Raw genomic sequence first — 16,873 nt, forward strand, 5'->3', positions numbered from 1 at the left:
AGCAAGGCACTCACCGCGCTTCGGAGCTCGTTGTTTCAGCGATGAGGAGTGCATTGATGTCCAAGACCGAATTCGGGATCCGCGCAGGGAGAACTGCCTGGACACGCAGAAGGCGGTACATCGCGGGACGTCCCGTTCGGCGCGGATGGACGTCGTCGGTGGCGCGCGTGTCGGCGCTCGGTATCGCCCCTCTCCTCGTGGTGGGCGCTGCCGGCATGGCGGTTCATCTCCGCTCGGCCGAGCCGGAGATTCGGGAGTCGGTCGCCTCGGACACTCCGTTCACGCTCTCCGGACACGGCAACGGGCACGGTCGCGGGATGGGCCAGTGGGGCGCCTACGGATACGCCAAAGACCAGGGATGGGCAGCCGAGCGCATCCTCGCCCACTACTACGGCGGAACCACCCTGGGCACGCTCGCGGACGCGCAGATCAGCGTGCGACTACAGGGCCGCGACGATCAGACACTCGACGTGTATTCCGCCGTCGGTGCGGTCGTGGCGGGCAAGCCCGTCGGGCCGGGTGAAGCCGTGCATCTCACGCCGACGGCGGGCGGTGGCGCCAACGTCGTCGTGACCCGGGGCTGCGCCGGGGAGGTGCTGTGGCAGGACGTCACGGACCACCCGTGGGTGGACCCGGTCGATCTCGGGCCCGACCGTCCGCCGAACGAACACCTCACCTTCTGTGCCGGCGACACGCCGTACCGCGGTGCACTCGGTGTCGCGCTGGACGGCGCAGCCGTGCGCACGGTCAACGTCCTCGGCATGGAGGACTACCTGCTCGGGGTCGTGCCCGTCGAGGCGAAGGCCGAGTGGACCGATACCGGCGGTGCGGAAGCCCTTCGGGCACAGGCGGTTGCCGCACGCTCGTACGCTGCCGCCGAGAGTCGTGAGGCCTACGCGCGGACCTGCGACACTCAGAGTTGCCAGGTCTATGGCGGCTCCGCGGTGGAGGATCCTCGCACCACGGATGCCGTGCGTTCGACTCAGGGCATGATCCTCGTCAAGGACAACAAGGCCGTTGCCGCCGAATTTTCGTCGTCGACAGGCGGATTCACGGCCGGTGGCGAGTTTCCGGCTGTCGAGGACCAGGGCGACACCGCGTCGCCGCACCACGATTGGGCGGTCACGCTGACGGCCGGCGATATCGCGACCGCGTTCGGTGTGGGCGAACTCCACACCTTCGAAGTGGTGACACGCAACAACTTCGGCGTCGACGGGGGCCGGGTCACCGGCGTGAAGGTAGTCGGTTCCGCCGGTACCACGGAGGCGACGGGGGCGCAGGCGCGGGCCAAGCTGAAACTGAAGTCCGACTGGTTCACGGTCGGCGAGGGCGTCGGGATACCGGGAGAGCCGTCGGTGCCGGGCGAACCCGACCCGAGTCTCGCCGACGACGACACCGTCGGCACCAACCCGGGATCGCCGATCGCCGAGAAGTACAAGGAACTGGGCGGAGTGAACAGCACGCTCGGTGCACCGGTCGGTCCGGAGATGATGCTGCCGTCCGAGGCGGGCAAGTTTCGGATGTATCAGAACGGAACCATCATCTGGACGGAGAAGCTGGGTGCGCAGGTGATCGACGCGAGTGTGCTCCGGGACTGGATCCCGACCGGAGGCAGCTAGCGGTCGTCCCCGAGCACCGCGAGCATTCCGTCGACGGATTCGGCCCAGCCGAAATCCTCGGCCCGACGCCTGGCGGACGCCCGCCGAGTATTCGCGGGAATCTCGAGGACGCTGCTGACCGCCTCCGCGAAGGCCGAGCCGCGGTTGCGCGCCAGGGCGCCGCACCCCGGTGTGATGATCTCGGCCAGCGCCGAGGACTGTGACGCAACTACCGGGGTGCCCGCTGCCAGCGACTCCAGCGCCGACAGGCAGAACGTTTCGTGCGGGCCGGGTGCCAGCGACACGTCGGCCGAGGCGAACAGGGCGGCGAGCTGCGACTTGTCGCTGATGAACCCGGTGAAGTGGACCGGGAGTCCGCGTGCCCGGGACTTCAGTGCTTCCCGCCGGGGTCCGTCACCGGCGATGACGAGGCGGGTGTCGTGCCCTTCGCGCCGAAGTAAGCGGACCGCCTCGATGCTCCGCTCCACCTGCTTCTCCACCGACAGGCGGCCACAGTGCAGGAGGAAGCGCTGCGCCGGCCCGGCGTAGGAGTCGCGCATGCCCTGATCGTGTTTGCCGGGATGGAACATCGCCAGATCCACCCCCAGTGGCACCCGGTGCAGGTTGGGTGCCCCGATCCGGAGGAACTCCTCGCTTGCGAAGTCCGTCGTGCAGACGACGGCGTCGTAGTTGCGCGACATGCGGCGGTTCGCGGCATCGGCCCACCCGGTGGCGAGACGACGCGGTGCGAACTGGCCGAGAAGTCGGTCGAGACGTTCGTGTGAGACGACGACACTGCGAATGCCGCGGTCGCGGGCCCAGCCGCCGAAACCACGCAACGTCAGCCGATCGGACACCTCGAGGACGTCGGGTCGCAGTCCTCGCACGACGTCGGCCACGCGCCGCGGATTGACGATGCGGTAGCCGCCGGTCGCCGGGATCACCGGGGCCGCCCGGGTGATCCGAAGAACCCCACCCGGCAGAACCTCCTCACTATCCCGCTGACCTGGGACGACAAGGACCACTTCGTGGCCGCGCTCGGCGTAGCCACGCCCCCAGTTGTGCAGGGCAGTGCGGAGCCCGCCCGACCGCGGTCCGTAGAAGTTGGCCAGCTGGACGATGCGCACCCGATCATTGAGCGGGATCGGCGCGACGGTGGGAACAACGAGGTTCGCAGAAGCGGTGAATACCGGGAGAACTCCTCGTGCATGGCGAGGGTGTCCGTGCACCCCGTGGCCGCGCACGGGGGGCCGAGTCGCTTACCCTGGTTCACCGTGACCGCTGCAAACCCAGAGACCACTGCCCCCGCGAAGGCCGAGACGGAGCGCGACAGCGCGGCCGGATACGACCTCATCGTCGTCGGCTCCGGATTCTTCGGACTGACCATCGCCGAGCGTGCAGCAACACAGCTGGGCAAGCGTGTGCTGGTGCTCGACCGCCGCCACCACCTGGGCGGAAACGCCTACTCGGAGGCCGAGCCGGAGACCGGCATCGAGATCCACAAGTACGGTGCACACCTGTTCCACACCTCGAACAAGCGCGTGTGGGACTACGTCACCCAGTTCACCGAATTCACCAACTACCAGCACCGGGTGTTCGCACTGCACAAGGGGCAGGCGTACCAGTTCCCGATGGGCCTCGGCTTGGTGTCGCAGTTCTTCGGCCGTTTCTTCACCCCGGAGGAGGCGCGGAAGCTGATCGCCGAGCAGTCCAGTGAGATCGACCCGGCGGAAGCGTCCAACCTGGAGGAAAAGGCGATCTCCCTGATCGGACGCCCGCTGTACGAAGCCTTCGTCCGGGACTACACCGCGAAGCAGTGGCAGACGGACCCCAAGAACCTGCCTGCGGGCAACATCACTCGACTGCCCGTGCGTTACACGTTCGACAATCGCTACTTCAACGACACGTACGAGGGCCTCCCCGTCGACGGTTACACGGCGTGGCTCGAGAACATGGCAAAGGACCCGAAGATCGAGGTCCGGTTGGAAACGGACTACTTCGACGTCCGTGACGAGCTGCGTGCCGCGAACCCGGACGCCCCCGTCGTCTACACGGGCCCCCTCGACCGGTACTTCGACTACTCGGAGGGGGAGCTGGGCTGGCGCACGCTCGACTTCGAGACCGAGGTCCTCGAGACCGGCGACTTCCAGGGAACACCGGTGATGAACTACAACGACGCCGACGTGCCCTTCACCCGCATCCATGAGTTCCGCCACTTCCACCCGGAGCGGGACTATCCGAAGGACAAGACGGTGATCATGCGCGAGTACTCGCGCTTCGCCGAGAGCGCGGACGAGCCGTACTACCCGATCAACACCCGTGAGGACCGCGAGAAACTCGCCGCATACCGGGACCGGGCCAAGGCGGAGATGGCCGAGAAGAAGGTGTTGTTCGGCGGACGCCTCGGCACCTACCAGTACCTGGACATGCACATGGCAATCGCGAGCGCGCTGTCGATGTTCGACAACTCCCTTCGACCGCACTTCGAATCCGGTGCGGAACTCGTGGGGGACTCCGAATGAGCGCCCGCCACCTGCTCGAGGCCGAGCAGGGGACCGAGGACCCGTCGTTGCTGGGCAAGTCGTTGCTGCAGCGCATTCTCGTGCCCCGGCCGGGGGAGCCCCTCGACGTGCGCACCCTCTACGTGGAGGAAGCGAAGACCAACAGTCGTCGCGCCCACCCGCTGTCGCGGACGTCGCTGTCGGTCGGTGCGGAGTCCGAGGCCTCGTTCTGCACCTATTTCAACGCCTTCCCGGCGAGTTACTGGCGTCGCTGGACCATCCTGAAGTCGGTGGTGCTGCGGCTGGATCTGTCCGGCCACGGCCGCGTCGACGTGTACCGCTCGAAGGCCGACTCGTCCCGCATCCACGTCGAGGGACGCGAGTTCCTCGACGGCGACGCCGCGATGGAGTTCGAGATCGAGCTGGCGCCTTTCGAGGACGGCGGCTGGATCTGGTTCGACATCACCTCCGACACCGAGGTCGTCCTCGAGAGCGCCGGCTGGTTCGCGCCGATCGATGCGCCGGGCGAGGGCACCGTGGCCGTGGGCATCCCCACGTTCAACCGGCCCACCGACTGCGTGAAGGCGTTGGAAGCGCTCGCGTCCGACGAGCTGGTGCTCGATGTGGTCAAGGCCGTCATCGTCCCGGATCAGGGCACGCGCAAGGTCGTGGACGAGCCCGGGTACGAAGAGGCCGCAGCCGCTCTCGGTGAACGCCTCGTCATTCACGACCAGGCCAATCTGGGTGGCTCGGGCGGCTACAGCCGCATCATGTACGAGGCCCTGAAGACCACCGACTGCCAGCACATTCTCTTCATGGACGACGACATCGAGATCGAGCCCGACTCGATTCTGCGTGCGCTCGCGATGTCCCGGTTCGCCAAGTCCCCCATGCTGGTGGGTGGCCAGATGCTGAACCTCCAGGAGCGCAGCCACCTGCACACGATGGGTGAAGTGGTCGATCGCAGCATTTTCATGTGGACCGCCGCGCCCAACGTCGAATACGACCACGACTTCTCCAAGTACCCGCTCAGCGACCGCGAGAACTCGAAGAAGCTGCACCGCCGCATCGACGTCGACTTCAACGGCTGGTGGATGTGCATGATCCCCCGCCAGGCGGCCGAGGAACTCGGTCAGCCGCTCCCACTCTTCATCAAGTGGGACGACGCCGAGTACGGGCTTCGCGCCCGCGCGGCCGGTTACCCCACCATCACCATGCCCGGTGCCGCCATTTGGCACATGGCGTGGAGCGACAAGGACGACGCCATCGACTGGCAGGCGTACTTCCATCTGCGGAACCGGCTCGTCGTCGCGGCCCTGCACATGCCGGGCAGCGTCCGCGGCCTCGTGGTCAACAGTGTGAAGGCCACCATCAAGCACCTGCTGTGCCTCGAATACTCGACCGTGGCGATTCAGAACCAGGCCATCGCCGACTTCCTCCAGGGACCCGAGCACATCTTCGAGCTGCTGCCCACCGCGCTGGGCAACGTCCATGCGATGCGTAAGGAATTTCCGGACGCCGTTGTCCTGCCGTCCTCGACCAGCCTGCCGCTGCCCTCCGGGGCCGAGGTCGGCGCCGTCGGTCTGCCCACCAACCCGCTGGCGAAGATCGTGCGCCTCGGCAAGGGCCTGGTTCACAACGTCAAGCCTGCGCACACGGAACACCACGAGCGGCCGCAGCTCAATGTCCCGACGCTGGACGCACGCTGGTTCCTCCTCTCGCAGGTGGACGGCGTCACGGTCACCACCGCCGACGGCAGGGGAGTCGTCTACCGCAAGCGCAACCCCAAGCAGGCCCTCGCGCTGCTGAAGGAAGCCCTGCGGCTGCGCCGTGAACTGGCTCAGCGGTTCCCCGATCTCAAACGTGAGTACCAGGACGCTGTTCCTGCCCTGACCAGCAAGGAGAGGTGGGAACGTGTCTTCGGCATCTCGTGAGGTAAAGATTCTGCGGTCTGTGCAGTCGACGATCGCCGGCAAGCCGGGGGTCGTCGCCACCGCCCGTGGGATGTCTCACTTCGGTGAGCACGCCTTCGGCTGGGTGGCCGTCGCCGGAATCGGTGCCGCGCTCGACAAGCCCCGCCGACGTCAGTGGGCGGGAGTCGCCGTCGGCGCGGTGGGTGCCCACGCGGCGTCGATCGCGATCAAGCGCGTGGTCCGCCGGCCTCGGCCGGTCGACCCGTCCATCCAGGTCAACGTGTCGACACCGAGCAAACTGAGCTTCCCGTCCTCGCACGCCACGTCCACGACGGCGGCTGCTGTGCTGCTCGGCCGACTCACCGGGCTACCCTTGCCTGCGTTGTTGGTACCGCCGATGCTGCTCTCCCGGCTCGTTCTGGGAGTGCATTACCCGACCGATGTGCTCGCCGGATCTGCCCTGGGGGCCGCGTCTGCGGCTGCGGTACTCAAGGCCGAGCAGAAGTTTGGAGAAAAATGAGCGAGGAACCGGCAGTCGTCACCGGACCCCCGACATCCCTGGCCACAGGCATCGTCCGGGCAGTTCGCCCCCGCCAGTGGGTGAAGAACGTCCTGGTGCTGGCAGCTCCCATCGCGGCAGGAACGGCCACGGAGCCCGACGTCCTGCTGCCGGTCGCGCTCGCATTCGTGGTGTTCTGCATGGCAGCATCCGGCATCTACCTCGTCAACGACGCAATGGATGTCGAAGCGGACCGCGCACACCCCACCAAGCGATTCCGGCCCATCGCGGCCGGCGTCCTCCCGGTCAACCTGGCATTCGCCATGGCGGTCGTCCTCCTGGTTGGTGCCATCGCCCTGTCGTTCCTGGCCAACTGGCAGCTCGCCGTCGTGATGGCCGTGTACATCGGTATCCAGCTGGCGTACTGCTTCGGCCTCAAACATCAGGCCGTCCTGGACATCTGCATCGTCTCGTCTGGCTTCCTGCTGCGCGCCATCGCCGGCGGTGTAGCCGCCGAGATCGCGTTGTCGCAGTGGTTCCTGCTGGTCATGGCGTTCGGTTCGTTGTTCATGGCCGCCGGTAAGCGGTACGCGGAACTGCAGCTCGCAGAGAACACCGGGGCGAAGATCCGCAAGTCGCTCGAGAATTACACCACTACGTACCTGCGCTTCGTCTGGACCCTCAGCGCCACGGCCGTGGTGCTCTGTTACGGACTGTGGGCCTTCCAGCAGGACGACCTGAAGAACACGAACTGGTACGCCATCTCCATGGTGCCGTTCACCATCGCGATCCTCCGCTACGCGGTCGACGTCGACGGCGGCGAGGCGGGAGAGCCCGAGGAGATCGCTCTGGGCGACCGCGTGCTCCAACTCCTCGCCATCGCCTGGATCGGAGTGGTGGGTGTCGCTGTCTACCTCGTCTGACGTGGTAGGAGGCACCGAACACTCGGATGCCGCCGCGGAGCAGACCGAACGCCACCGGAAGGCCATCCTCTCGAGGGTGGTCTTCCTCGGGGGTGTGGCCATCTCGGCTCTTCTGATGTTCTGGGGAGCCTGGGAGCGTCGGTGGATCGCCGACGACGGTTTGATCGTCCTGCGCACCGTGCGCAACCTGCTCGCGGGCAACGGTCCCGTCTTCAACGCAGGTGAACGCGTCGAGGCGAACACCAGTACCGCCTGGACCTACATCGTCTACGCTTTCGGCTGGCTCACCCAGAGCCGGCTCGAGTACGTGGTCCTCACGATTGCCCTGGTTCTGTCCACGGCAGCCATCGTGCTCGCCATGCTGGGCACGGCCCGGCTCTATCGCGGTGGATCGTTCGGCTCGGGCGGAACGCTGTTCCTCCTGCCTGCCGGTGTCCTGGTCTACATCGCGGTTCCGCCTGCGCGCGACTTCGCCACGTCCGGCCTCGAAAGTTGCCTGGTCATCTTCTGGATCGCGCTGCTGTGGCTGCTGCTGATCCGCTGGAGCCAGGCTGCTGCACCCTCCACCGGATCTGTGCTGATCCTTGCGTTCATCGCGGGAATGGGCCCGCTGGTGCGACCCGAACTGGCTATTCTGGGCGCCCTGTCGCTGGCCATGATCTTCCTCGCGCCCGGACTGACCTGGGTGGCGCGCACCGTCATGGTGTTCGTGGCCGGCATCGTGCCGGTCGGGTACCAGATCTGGCGGATGGGCTACTACGCGCTCCCGTATCCCAACACCGCGGTGTCGAAGGACGCCGGTGGCGCCAAGTGGTCGCAGGGGTTCGCGTATCTGTGGAATCTGGTCGGCCCGTACCTCCTGTGGCTTCCGTTGCTGTTCCTTCTCGTCGCCGTGGTGCTCGCCTGGCGGGGTCGCAGCAAGTCTCTCGGCAATGGTGTTGCTCACACTCGCGGGAGCCGTGTCCGACGCCTACGCGCCCGGCTCCGGACGCAGAATGCGGTGGTTGCATTCATTCTCGGCAGTGGATTCATTCTGGGTCTCTATTCGCTCCGTGTCGGCGGCGACTTCATGCACGGGCGCGTTCTCCTTCCCGTGCTGTTCTGTTTCCTCGTCCCCGTCGCCGTTATTCCGGTGCGAATTCCCGAGAAGGTGTCGTGGGGGAGAAATCGCGCAACCTCGATGTTCTTCGCGATGGCATTCCTGTGGGTGGGCACGGTGGTGTGGGCATTCTTCGCGTCCAATACCACCGGAATGCCGGAAGGCGCCGTCGTCGGGCGATCCGGAATTGTCGACGAGCGCGCGTTCTACGTGCTCAATACCGGTCACGCTCATCCCATTCGCGCCGACGATTATCTGGACTATCCCCGGATGCGGGCCATGGCGGAAACCATTGCGGACACCCCGGACGGTGGCCTGCTCATCGCGTCGCCCGACTACACGTACTGGTTCGTCGTTCCTCCGCCCCTTCCGATCCCAGAGGGCGGTGCAGGCCACACGGTCTATTTCCTCAACCTGGGCATGACGAGCATGAACGTCGGGCTCGATGTGAAGGTTCTCGACCAGATGGGCCTCGCGTATCCGCTCGCGGCCCACACCGAGCGTCTTGACGACGGCCGCATCGGACACGACAAGAACCTCTATCCCGACTGGGTGGTGGTCGACACGGGAATGATCGACAAGCACCCGTGGATGCCCGGATTCCTCGACGAGGAATGGGTGACGGAAGCGCGCGTGGCGCTGTCCTGCCCAGAGACACAGGAACTGTTGACCTCGTATAGGTCCGAACTGACCTGGCCGCGTTTCAAGCAGAATTTCAAGGATGCGTTGGATTTCGCGAGTTACCGTTTCGATCGGGTGCCCGCGTATGAAATTCAGCGGTGCAATCTCGAGCCACCTTTTCCGGAACCGGTGAAATAGGCCGAATCGGGCAGGCGCGGTCTCCGGTGGCCGACCTGCAGATCTCGATGCCAGAACGTCACATCTCGTTTGTGTAACGCCGGGCCCTTCGGTCACGATGTACGTCGATGATGAGTCATCGGTGAAGGTGGTCGAGAAAGTGCCCCGGCAAATGCTCCGCGAGCGTTTGTCAGGGAACTTTGTGTGACATACAGTCCACCGAGCGCAGTGTGACTTGGAAGAGGTCCGCTGCCGAACCGGGATAGTTCCGGGCCGGCAGGTCGCCTGTTCCCCGACGGAATCCGCCGGAACCGCCTCTTGGCGGAGTCCGCAGACGAAGAGAGAGAGCAGTATCCATGCGTTTTGCCAGAACGAGGTTGTCTCAGCGCCTCAAGCAGCGTGCGATGGCAGTAGGTGCCGCCGCACTGGTACTGCCTGTGGCCGCAGGAGTCGCTGGTGGAGCCGTCGCCGTGGCAGCACCCGCTCACGCCGCCCCCGTCCACACCGCACCGTCGGGTGGATACGAGGAGCTGTGGGTTCCTTCTTCGATGGGGAACATCAAGGTCCAGGTGCAGTGGGCAGCTCGTGGTGGTAGCGCCGCGCTCTACCTGCTCGACGGCCTGCGTGCCCGCAACGACCGCAACGCGTGGAGCTTCGAGACCAACGCGCTGGACCAGTACCGCAACGACAATGTCACCCTGGTCATGCCGGTCGGCGGCGAGTCGAGCTTCTACTCCGACTGGTACGCGCCCAGCAACTTCAACGGCCAGCCCATCACGTACAAGTGGGAGACCTTCCTGACTCAGGAGCTTCCCAACTTCCTCGCGAACTACGGTGTCTCCCGCACCAACAACGCGGTTCTCGGCCTGTCGATGGGTGGCAGCGCCGCTCTGACGCTCGCCGCGTACCACCGCGACCAGTTCAAGTTCGCCGGTTCGCTCTCCGGGTACCTGAACATCTCCGCTCCCGGCATGCGTGAAGCCATCCGGGTCGCGATGCTCGACGCCGGCCGGTTCAACGTCGACGCGATGTGGGGCCCGCCGTGGAACCCCGCGTGGCTGCGCAACGACCCGTTCGTGTTCGCCCCGCGTCTGCAGGGCCTGTCGATGTACATCTCGGCCGCCAGCGGCCTGCCCGGTGAGTTCGACCACCCGCGTGCACCGATCGACTACTACAACACCGCCAACGGCATGGGACTCGAGGCGCTCGCACTGGCCAACACCCGCGCCTTCCAGGTTCGCCTGGCCACCCTCGGTGTTCCCGCCCACTTCAGCTTCCCCGCCAACGGCACACACTCGTGGCCGTACTGGAGCTCGGAGCTGTGGAAGGCCCGCGGACAGATCCTGGACACGCTCGGCGCCTGGTGATCTGAGCTCGACATCGAATGCCGTCCCACCTTCCGGGTGGGACGGCACTCGTCGTCCGGGACCGGGTCTGTCCGGAGAGAGCCCGAACCGGGGAAACGGTCGGAATTCTCGTACCCGGGAGTGCGCAACGACATGTTTTGTCAGTAAGGTGATCCCGTCGAGACGCCACCCGCGCAGCGATCGCTGCGCGGGTGGCGTCTGTACGTGAGATTTTCACGAGAGTTCGAGTGGTTGCCGCGTCCGCGGCGCGCGAGGGATCAACCGGAGGGAAGACGATTTCATGCGAGTTGGGGGTTCGACGAGAACGAGCGGGTGGGCCAGACGCACCGCCGCCGCGATTGCTCTGGCAGTAGCACTGCCGCTGGGCGTGACCATGGTGGGCGGCGGCGCGACCGCATCCGCAGCCTTCGACCCTGCAGCCCAGGACTTCTGGGTCGACTCGAGCATGGGCCCGGTCAAGAGCCGCATCTGGCGTGCAGCGGACGGCAACACCAGCCGCGTGGTGTACCTGCTCGACGGCCTCCGCGCCCAGGACGACCTCAGCGGCTGGGAAATCAACACCGACGCCGGGCCGTTCCTCGCCGCGCAGAACATCAACGTCGTCCAGCCGGTCGGCGGCCAGTCCAGCTTCTACTCCGACTGGTTGTCGAACTCGACCTTCAACGGTCAGAAGGTCACCTACAAGTGGGAGACCTTCCTCACGGAGGAACTCCGCAACGCGCTTGCGAACCGTCTCGGTTTCCAGTCCACCCGCAACGGAGTCATCGGCTTGTCGATGGGTGGCAGCGCCGCTCTGACGCTCGCCGCGTACCACCCGGATCAGTTCAACTACGCCGGTTCGCTCTCCGGGTACCTGAACATCTCCGCTCCCGGCATGCGTGAAGCCATCCGGGTCGCGATGCTCGACGCCGGTCGGTTCAACGTCGACGCGATGTGGGGCCCGCCGTGGAACCCGGCGTGGCTGCGCAACGACCCGTTCGTCTTCGCCAACAAACTCCGCGACAACGGCACCCGCGTCTGGGTTTCCGCCGCGAACGGCATTCCCGCCCCCGGCGGCGCCGCCCCCACCGGGGTCATGGACGTGTTCAACGCCACTACCGGCGCGAGCCTCGAGGCGCTGTCGCTGGCCAACACCCGCGCCTTCCAGGTGCGGATGGCGACCATCGGTGCCAAGAACGTCACCTACAGCTTCCCGCCCCGCGGCATCCACAGCTGGCGGTACTGGCAGCAGCAGATCCATGATCTGGCACCGGATCTCAGCAACACCATCGGCTAGCCGGAAATAGCTCGGAAGTAACAATTGCACCAGCGGTAACAGCGCGGCGCCCCCACTCGTCAGTTGATTGCGTGTAGAAAGAACCGGAACGTGAGGCAGTGTTCCGTGTTGTGGCCTCGACGCGCAGAGAGAGAGTGAACGTCATGCGAGTAGGCCTGCTCGAGGCAGAACGTCAGCGTGTGTCGGCCGGAGTGGTCCGCAGAAGGGTCCTCACCACGCTCGCCGCTGTGCTCGTGGTGCCGGTGGCGGTCGGGTTCACCTCGGCCGCCACCGCGTCCGCTGCGCCGGTTGCCGTGCATGCGGACCCGGTAGCTACGCAGGCGCCGAGTGGCGCGACGATTCATCACGTCGACTGGCTGTCCGACCGCCGGGTCGCGCTGTGGGTCAACTCTCCGTCCATGGGTGTGCCGATTCAGGTCCAGTTGCTGCTCGCCCGCGATTGGAATTCCAAGCCGACCGAGAAGTTTCCGTCGGTCTGGATGCTCGACGGCCTGCGGGCGCAGGACAACGAGAACGGCTGGACACTCGAAACCGACGCCGAATCGTTCTTCGCGGACAAGAACATCAACGTCGTCCTTCCCGTGGGCGGTCAGTCCAGCTTCTACTCCGACTGGGTGGCGCAGGACAACGGCCAGAATTACCAGTGGGAGACGTTCCTCACCAAGGAACTGCCGCCGATCCTCGAGAGCGACTGGCGTACCACGCAGACGCGTGGAGTGGTCGGGTTGTCCATGGGCGGGACGTCGGCCATGTTCCTCGCCGCTCGCAACCAGGGATTCTTCGACTTCGCCGCGTCACTGTCGGGCATGCTGACCACCACGGCGCTCGGAATGCCGCAGGCCGTCGCGTACGCCATGAGTGATGCCGGCGGGTTCGACGCGAACGCCATGTGGGGACCCCCGACCAGCTCGGCGTGGGAAGAGCACGACCCGTACCTCTTGGCCGACAAGCTCAAGGGTGTCAGCCTGTACATCTCCAGCGGCAGCGGAACCACCGGCCCGTACGACCAGCCGTCGGGTATTCCGGGCGTGAGCACCAATTACGCGGGCATGGGTCTGGAGATTCTTTCGCGCCTCACCTCGCAGACGTTCGCCACCAAGCTCAACAAGCTGGGTATTCCCGCGCAGGTCAATTACCGCCCGTCCGGGACACACTCGTGGCCGTACTGGCAGTTCGAGCTGCACCAGCTGTGGCCGCAGCTCGCCGCCGCCGTGGGCATCGAGGCAGACAAGCCGGTGTGCGGCACGGGTGGCTCCATTGCCGGGGTCGCGGCGGCCAGCCCGTGGATCGGGGACTGCCTCACACCCGAGTACAGCCTCGCGGGCGGCACGGTGCAGGACTTCCGCTTCGGCAGGATCTTCGCCAAGTCCGACACGGGCACCCATCCGGTTGCCGGGGTCATCGGCGGCGCCTACCAGGCGGCAGGCGGTCCGGCAGGGCCACTCGGCTACCCGACCACACCCGAGCTGGGCACACCGGACGGTCGCGGTCGTTTCAATCACTTCGAGCACGGGTCCATCTACTGGACACCGCAAACCGGTGCGCATGCCATCCGCGGGGCCATTCTCGCGGAGTGGGCACGCCAGGGCTGGGAAGGCGGGCCGCTCGGTTACCCGGTGGCCGACGAGGTGCCCACCCCCGGCAAGGACGGTGTCGTGCAGGGCTTCGAGATCGGCGCCATGTACTACAGCCCCGCCCACGGCACGCACCGCGTGCAGGGGATGATCATGGGCAAGTACGCCGAGCTCGGGTATGAAGGCGGATGGCTCGGGTTCCCGAAGACGAGCGAGATCGCAGTCAAGGACGGTGGCCGGTTCAACGAGTTCGAGGGCGGCAACATCTACTGGAGCCCGTTGTCCGGCGCCTGGGCGATCGAGAATGGTCCGATCTTCGACGCCTGGAAGAGCGTCGGCTACGAAGCCGGCCGGATCGGCTTCCCGATCAGTGACAAATTCGTCATCCCCGGCGGTGTGCAGCAAAATTTCCAGACCGGCTACATCACCCTGATCGACGGTAAGGCCGAAGTGCACTGATGCGCGTAGGCAGCGGGCGGGACCGGTCCAGCGGACCGGGTTCCCGCCCGATCTGCGTCTGTACCCTGTCGAGAGACAACGACTTGGAAAACTAGGACGGAATTAGATGCCGCAGCATTTACGTATCAGCACCACCTTCGCACGAGCACTGGCGACCGGCGCGATCGCAGTTGCAGCAAGCGGATTGCTCGTCGGATGTGGCAGCGACGACTCCACGGCGACGTCCACACCGTCCGCGACCACCACCACGGCAGCGGCCACGTCCAGTGCTACCGAGAGTTCGGCGCCTGCTCCCAGCGGAAGTGCCACCTCGTCGGCGCCGGTGACGAGCCCCGGCCAGGCGGCGACCGCGCCGCCCGAGCAGCCCGAAGAAGTTCCCGGTGACTTCCCCGGGCCCAGTGAGGTTCCTGTCAGCGCGGACGGTCAGCGGTTCCTCGCCGCACTGAAGGACAAGGGCATCGAACCGGCCGCCGACGGCACCATGGCGGTGAGCACCGCCGATTTCATCTGCCAGTCCAAGGCAGAAGGCAAGAGCGACGCCGACACGATGGTGTTCGTCACGGCGATGGTGGGCTCCGAGGCTGCTGCGGCGGGCAAGGAGCTCAGCCAGGAGCAGGCGACAGCCGACGCGCAGACCTACGTGGACGTCGCGCACGCGACCTACTGCAAGTAAACGCCGATGACGGGGACCGGGCGCGGAACGCGGAAGAAGAGCAGCCTTCTGCGCAAGTTCGTACTGCTGGCGGCCTTCCTGCTGGTGGTTCTGCTGGCACTGATCGCACTCTGGTATCTCCTTGCGGGGCGGCTCCCCCAACCCATCCCGAGCCCGCCCGGCCCGGATCGGCCCGATTCGCAATCCGCGAGCTGCCCGGACGTCCAGGTCGTCGTCGTCCCGGGAACGTGGGAGTCCAGCCCCACCGATGATCCGTACAACCCGACCGCGAACCCGGCGTCGCTGATGCTCAATGTGTCCCGGCCGTTGCAGCAGCAGTTTCCGCCGTCGCGGGCCGACGTCTACACGGTTCCGTACGTCGCCCAGTTCTCCAATCCGGTCGCTTTCCCGCCGGACGGCCAGCAGTCGTACAACAACAGCCGGGCCGCAGGGATGGCAGCCGCCAACGACATTCTCATCCGTCGCCACGCCGAATGCCCGCTGACGAGCTTCCTGCTGACCGGCTTCTCGCAGGGTGCGGTGATCGCGGGCGACATCGCGTCGAGCATCGGCGCCGGTGACGGTCCTGTCCCGGAAGACCTCGTTCTCGGTGTCGGACTCATCGCCGACGGCCGCCGGGACCCCTCGGCCGCCACGAATATCGGTGCTCCGGTCGTCGGTGTCGGCGCGGAGTTGTCGCTCGCCGGGTTGCAGATTCCGGGCATCACGATGACCGGACCGCGTCCCGGTGGCTTCGGGGAACTGGCCGACCGCACGGTCGAGATCTGCGCACCGTCGGACGGCATCTGCGACGCACCCGCCCGGGCTTTGGCGCCGGGCAATTGGATCGGCAGCGCGCTGCGCCTGCTCGAGTACAACAACAACCCTGTCCACGCGCTGTACAACTCGTACGTCGTGGACGGAAACGGCACCACGGCCACCCAGTGGATGGCGCGGTGGGCAGCGGAGAAGATCGCCGCCGCGCCGACGCCGCCGCACAGTTGAGTTTGTGACTGGTGGGTATGCCGAGGTCCCTGATCCGGAAATCGTCCCAAACAGAGACGCACGCCTCGTACTCGCCGGTAGTGTGCGTTTCTCGGCACCGGTAGAGTGCTGCACTGTTGCGGCACCACCCGTGCCCATCCCACCGATGTTCACGTCCTGTTGCGCGGGCGTTTCACCACAGGAGAAGCGATACATGAGTTCCGAGGCCAGCCCGCCCCGTAAGTTCCGATTCGCGGCCGGCGGCGAGGGCAATGCAGACGAGGGCGGCGCGCGCCGGTTCGTCAAACTGGCCCAGAAGGCCGAGGAACTCGGGTTCGACAGCTTCATGATCCCCGATCACCTGGGCAATCAGGTGGGGCCGATCGCCGCGCTCGGTGCGCTGGCCATAGCCACCGACAAGATCCGTTTGGGCACCGCGGTGCTCGCCAACGGCTTCCGGCACCCGGCGATCCTCGCCAAAGATGCGGCCACCATCGACGTGTTGTCGGGTGGACGCCTCGAGCTCGGTATCGGCGCCGGGTGGATGAAGGAAGAGTTCGACAAGGGTGGCATCGACTATGAGCGGCCCGGCGTGCGCATCGCGAAGCTCGAGGAGTCGCTGCAGATTCTCGACACGCTGCTGCGCGGCCAGGAATGCAACTTCGACGGCAAGTACTACCAGATCAAGGGCCTGACCGGCAGTCCACGGCCCCGCCAGGGCCCGCGCCCGCCGATCGCCGTCGGTGGTGGCGGCCCCAAGATGCTGGCTCTTGCCGCCAAGTACGCGGACATCATCTCCGTCGCCACCCCCACCAGCAAGGAAGGCAAGCTGTTGCTGTCGGGGGTCACGCTCGAGAAGACGATGGAACGGGTCGAGCGGATCCGCGAAGCGGCCGGTGAGCGATTCGACGACATCGAGCTGAACTGGACGATCACGACCATCGTCATCACCGACGACCGGGAGCAGACGGCCGAGATGGCACTCTCGGCGCTCGATCAGGGCTTCCCACCCAATATCGAGGTGGACGCCAAGCTCTCGGTCGAGGACATCCTCAACTCGCCCTACCTGGCGATCGGCAGTTTCGACGAGATCGCCGATCAGATCCGGATGGTGCGCGAGAAGACGACAATGTCCTACGTCGGCGTGTTCCCCACACAGATGGATGCGTTCGCGCCGATCATCTCGCAACTGAAGGGCGAGTAGACGCAGCGTAGCGAGGGCGGCGATGC

General features: G+C 66.1%; 13 protein-coding genes. 12 read left to right on the plus strand and 1 reads right to left on the minus strand.

The window, feature by feature from the left end; all coding sequences use genetic code 11:
• Nucleotides 1-56 precede the first annotated feature (56 nt).
• Nucleotides 57-1,619, plus strand: a complete 1,563-nt coding sequence (locus tag CBI38_RS02195) for a SpoIID/LytB domain-containing protein (RefSeq protein ID WP_109326023.1) — start codon at nt 57-59, stop codon at nt 1,617-1,619.
• Here the strand turns inward: CBI38_RS02195 and CBI38_RS02200 are convergent.
• A complete protein-coding gene (locus CBI38_RS02200; protein ID WP_109326025.1) occupies nt 1,616-2,725 on the minus strand; it encodes a glycosyltransferase in 1,110 nt (369 codons plus the stop codon). The genes CBI38_RS02195 and CBI38_RS02200 overlap by 4 nt on opposite strands.
• A 147-nt stretch (nt 2,726-2,872) precedes the next feature.
• Between CBI38_RS02200 and glf the strand changes: the two genes are divergently transcribed.
• The 11 genes from glf to CBI38_RS02255 all read left to right on the plus strand — a co-directional run bounded on the left by glf (nt 2,873) and on the right by CBI38_RS02255 (nt 16,847).
• Nucleotides 2,873-4,120, plus strand: coding sequence for a UDP-galactopyranose mutase (gene glf / locus CBI38_RS02205; RefSeq protein ID WP_374432658.1), 1,248 nt, complete (start codon nt 2,873-2,875; stop codon nt 4,118-4,120).
• Nucleotides 4,117-6,033, plus strand: coding sequence for a glycosyltransferase (locus CBI38_RS02210; RefSeq protein WP_109326026.1), 1,917 nt, complete (start codon nt 4,117-4,119; stop codon nt 6,031-6,033). Before glf ends, CBI38_RS02210 begins: the two co-directional genes overlap by 4 nt.
• Nucleotides 6,014-6,532, plus strand: coding sequence for a phosphatase PAP2 family protein (locus CBI38_RS02215; protein WP_109326028.1), 519 nt, complete (start codon nt 6,014-6,016; stop codon nt 6,530-6,532). The genes CBI38_RS02210 and CBI38_RS02215 overlap by 20 nt, the downstream gene beginning before the upstream one ends.
• Nucleotides 6,529-7,434 carry a decaprenyl-phosphate phosphoribosyltransferase gene (locus CBI38_RS02220; protein ID WP_109326037.1) on the plus strand — a complete coding sequence of 302 codons (906 nt, stop codon included), beginning with the start codon at nt 6,529-6,531 and terminating at the stop codon, nt 7,432-7,434. The genes CBI38_RS02215 and CBI38_RS02220 overlap by 4 nt, the downstream gene beginning before the upstream one ends.
• Before the next feature lies 1 nt (nt 7,435).
• Nucleotides 7,436-9,352 (plus strand): arabinofuranosyltransferase AftB family protein, encoded by a 1,917-nt coding sequence (locus CBI38_RS02225; protein WP_109326038.1) that lies wholly within the window; start codon nt 7,436-7,438, stop codon nt 9,350-9,352.
• A gap of 335 nt (nt 9,353-9,687) precedes the next feature.
• Entirely contained in the window at nt 9,688-10,698 is a 1,011-nt protein-coding gene (locus CBI38_RS02230; protein WP_109326039.1) for an alpha/beta hydrolase, read from the plus strand.
• A 280-nt stretch (nt 10,699-10,978) separates the two neighbouring features.
• Nucleotides 10,979-11,974, plus strand: a complete 996-nt coding sequence (locus CBI38_RS02235; protein WP_109326044.1) for an alpha/beta hydrolase — start codon at nt 10,979-10,981, stop codon at nt 11,972-11,974.
• 143 nt (nt 11,975-12,117) lie between these two features.
• Nucleotides 12,118-14,007, plus strand: coding sequence for an alpha/beta hydrolase-fold protein (locus CBI38_RS02240; protein WP_109334804.1), 1,890 nt, complete (start codon nt 12,118-12,120; stop codon nt 14,005-14,007).
• A gap of 106 nt (nt 14,008-14,113) precedes the next feature.
• On the plus strand, nt 14,114-14,680 hold the full coding sequence (locus CBI38_RS02245; protein WP_109326045.1) for a DUF732 domain-containing protein: 567 nt from the start codon (nt 14,114-14,116) through the stop codon (nt 14,678-14,680).
• A gap of 6 nt (nt 14,681-14,686) precedes the next feature.
• On the plus strand, nt 14,687-15,664 hold the full coding sequence (locus CBI38_RS02250) for a cutinase family protein (RefSeq protein WP_109326046.1): 978 nt from the start codon (nt 14,687-14,689) through the stop codon (nt 15,662-15,664).
• A 193-nt stretch (nt 15,665-15,857) separates the two neighbouring features.
• A complete protein-coding gene (locus tag CBI38_RS02255) occupies nt 15,858-16,847 on the plus strand; it encodes an LLM class F420-dependent oxidoreductase (RefSeq protein ID WP_109326047.1) in 990 nt (329 codons plus the stop codon).
• Nucleotides 16,848-16,873 lie beyond the last annotated feature (26 nt).

The organism is Rhodococcus oxybenzonivorans (assembly GCF_003130705.1).
GTDB lineage: Bacteria > Actinomycetota > Actinomycetes > Mycobacteriales > Mycobacteriaceae > Rhodococcus_F > Rhodococcus_F oxybenzonivorans.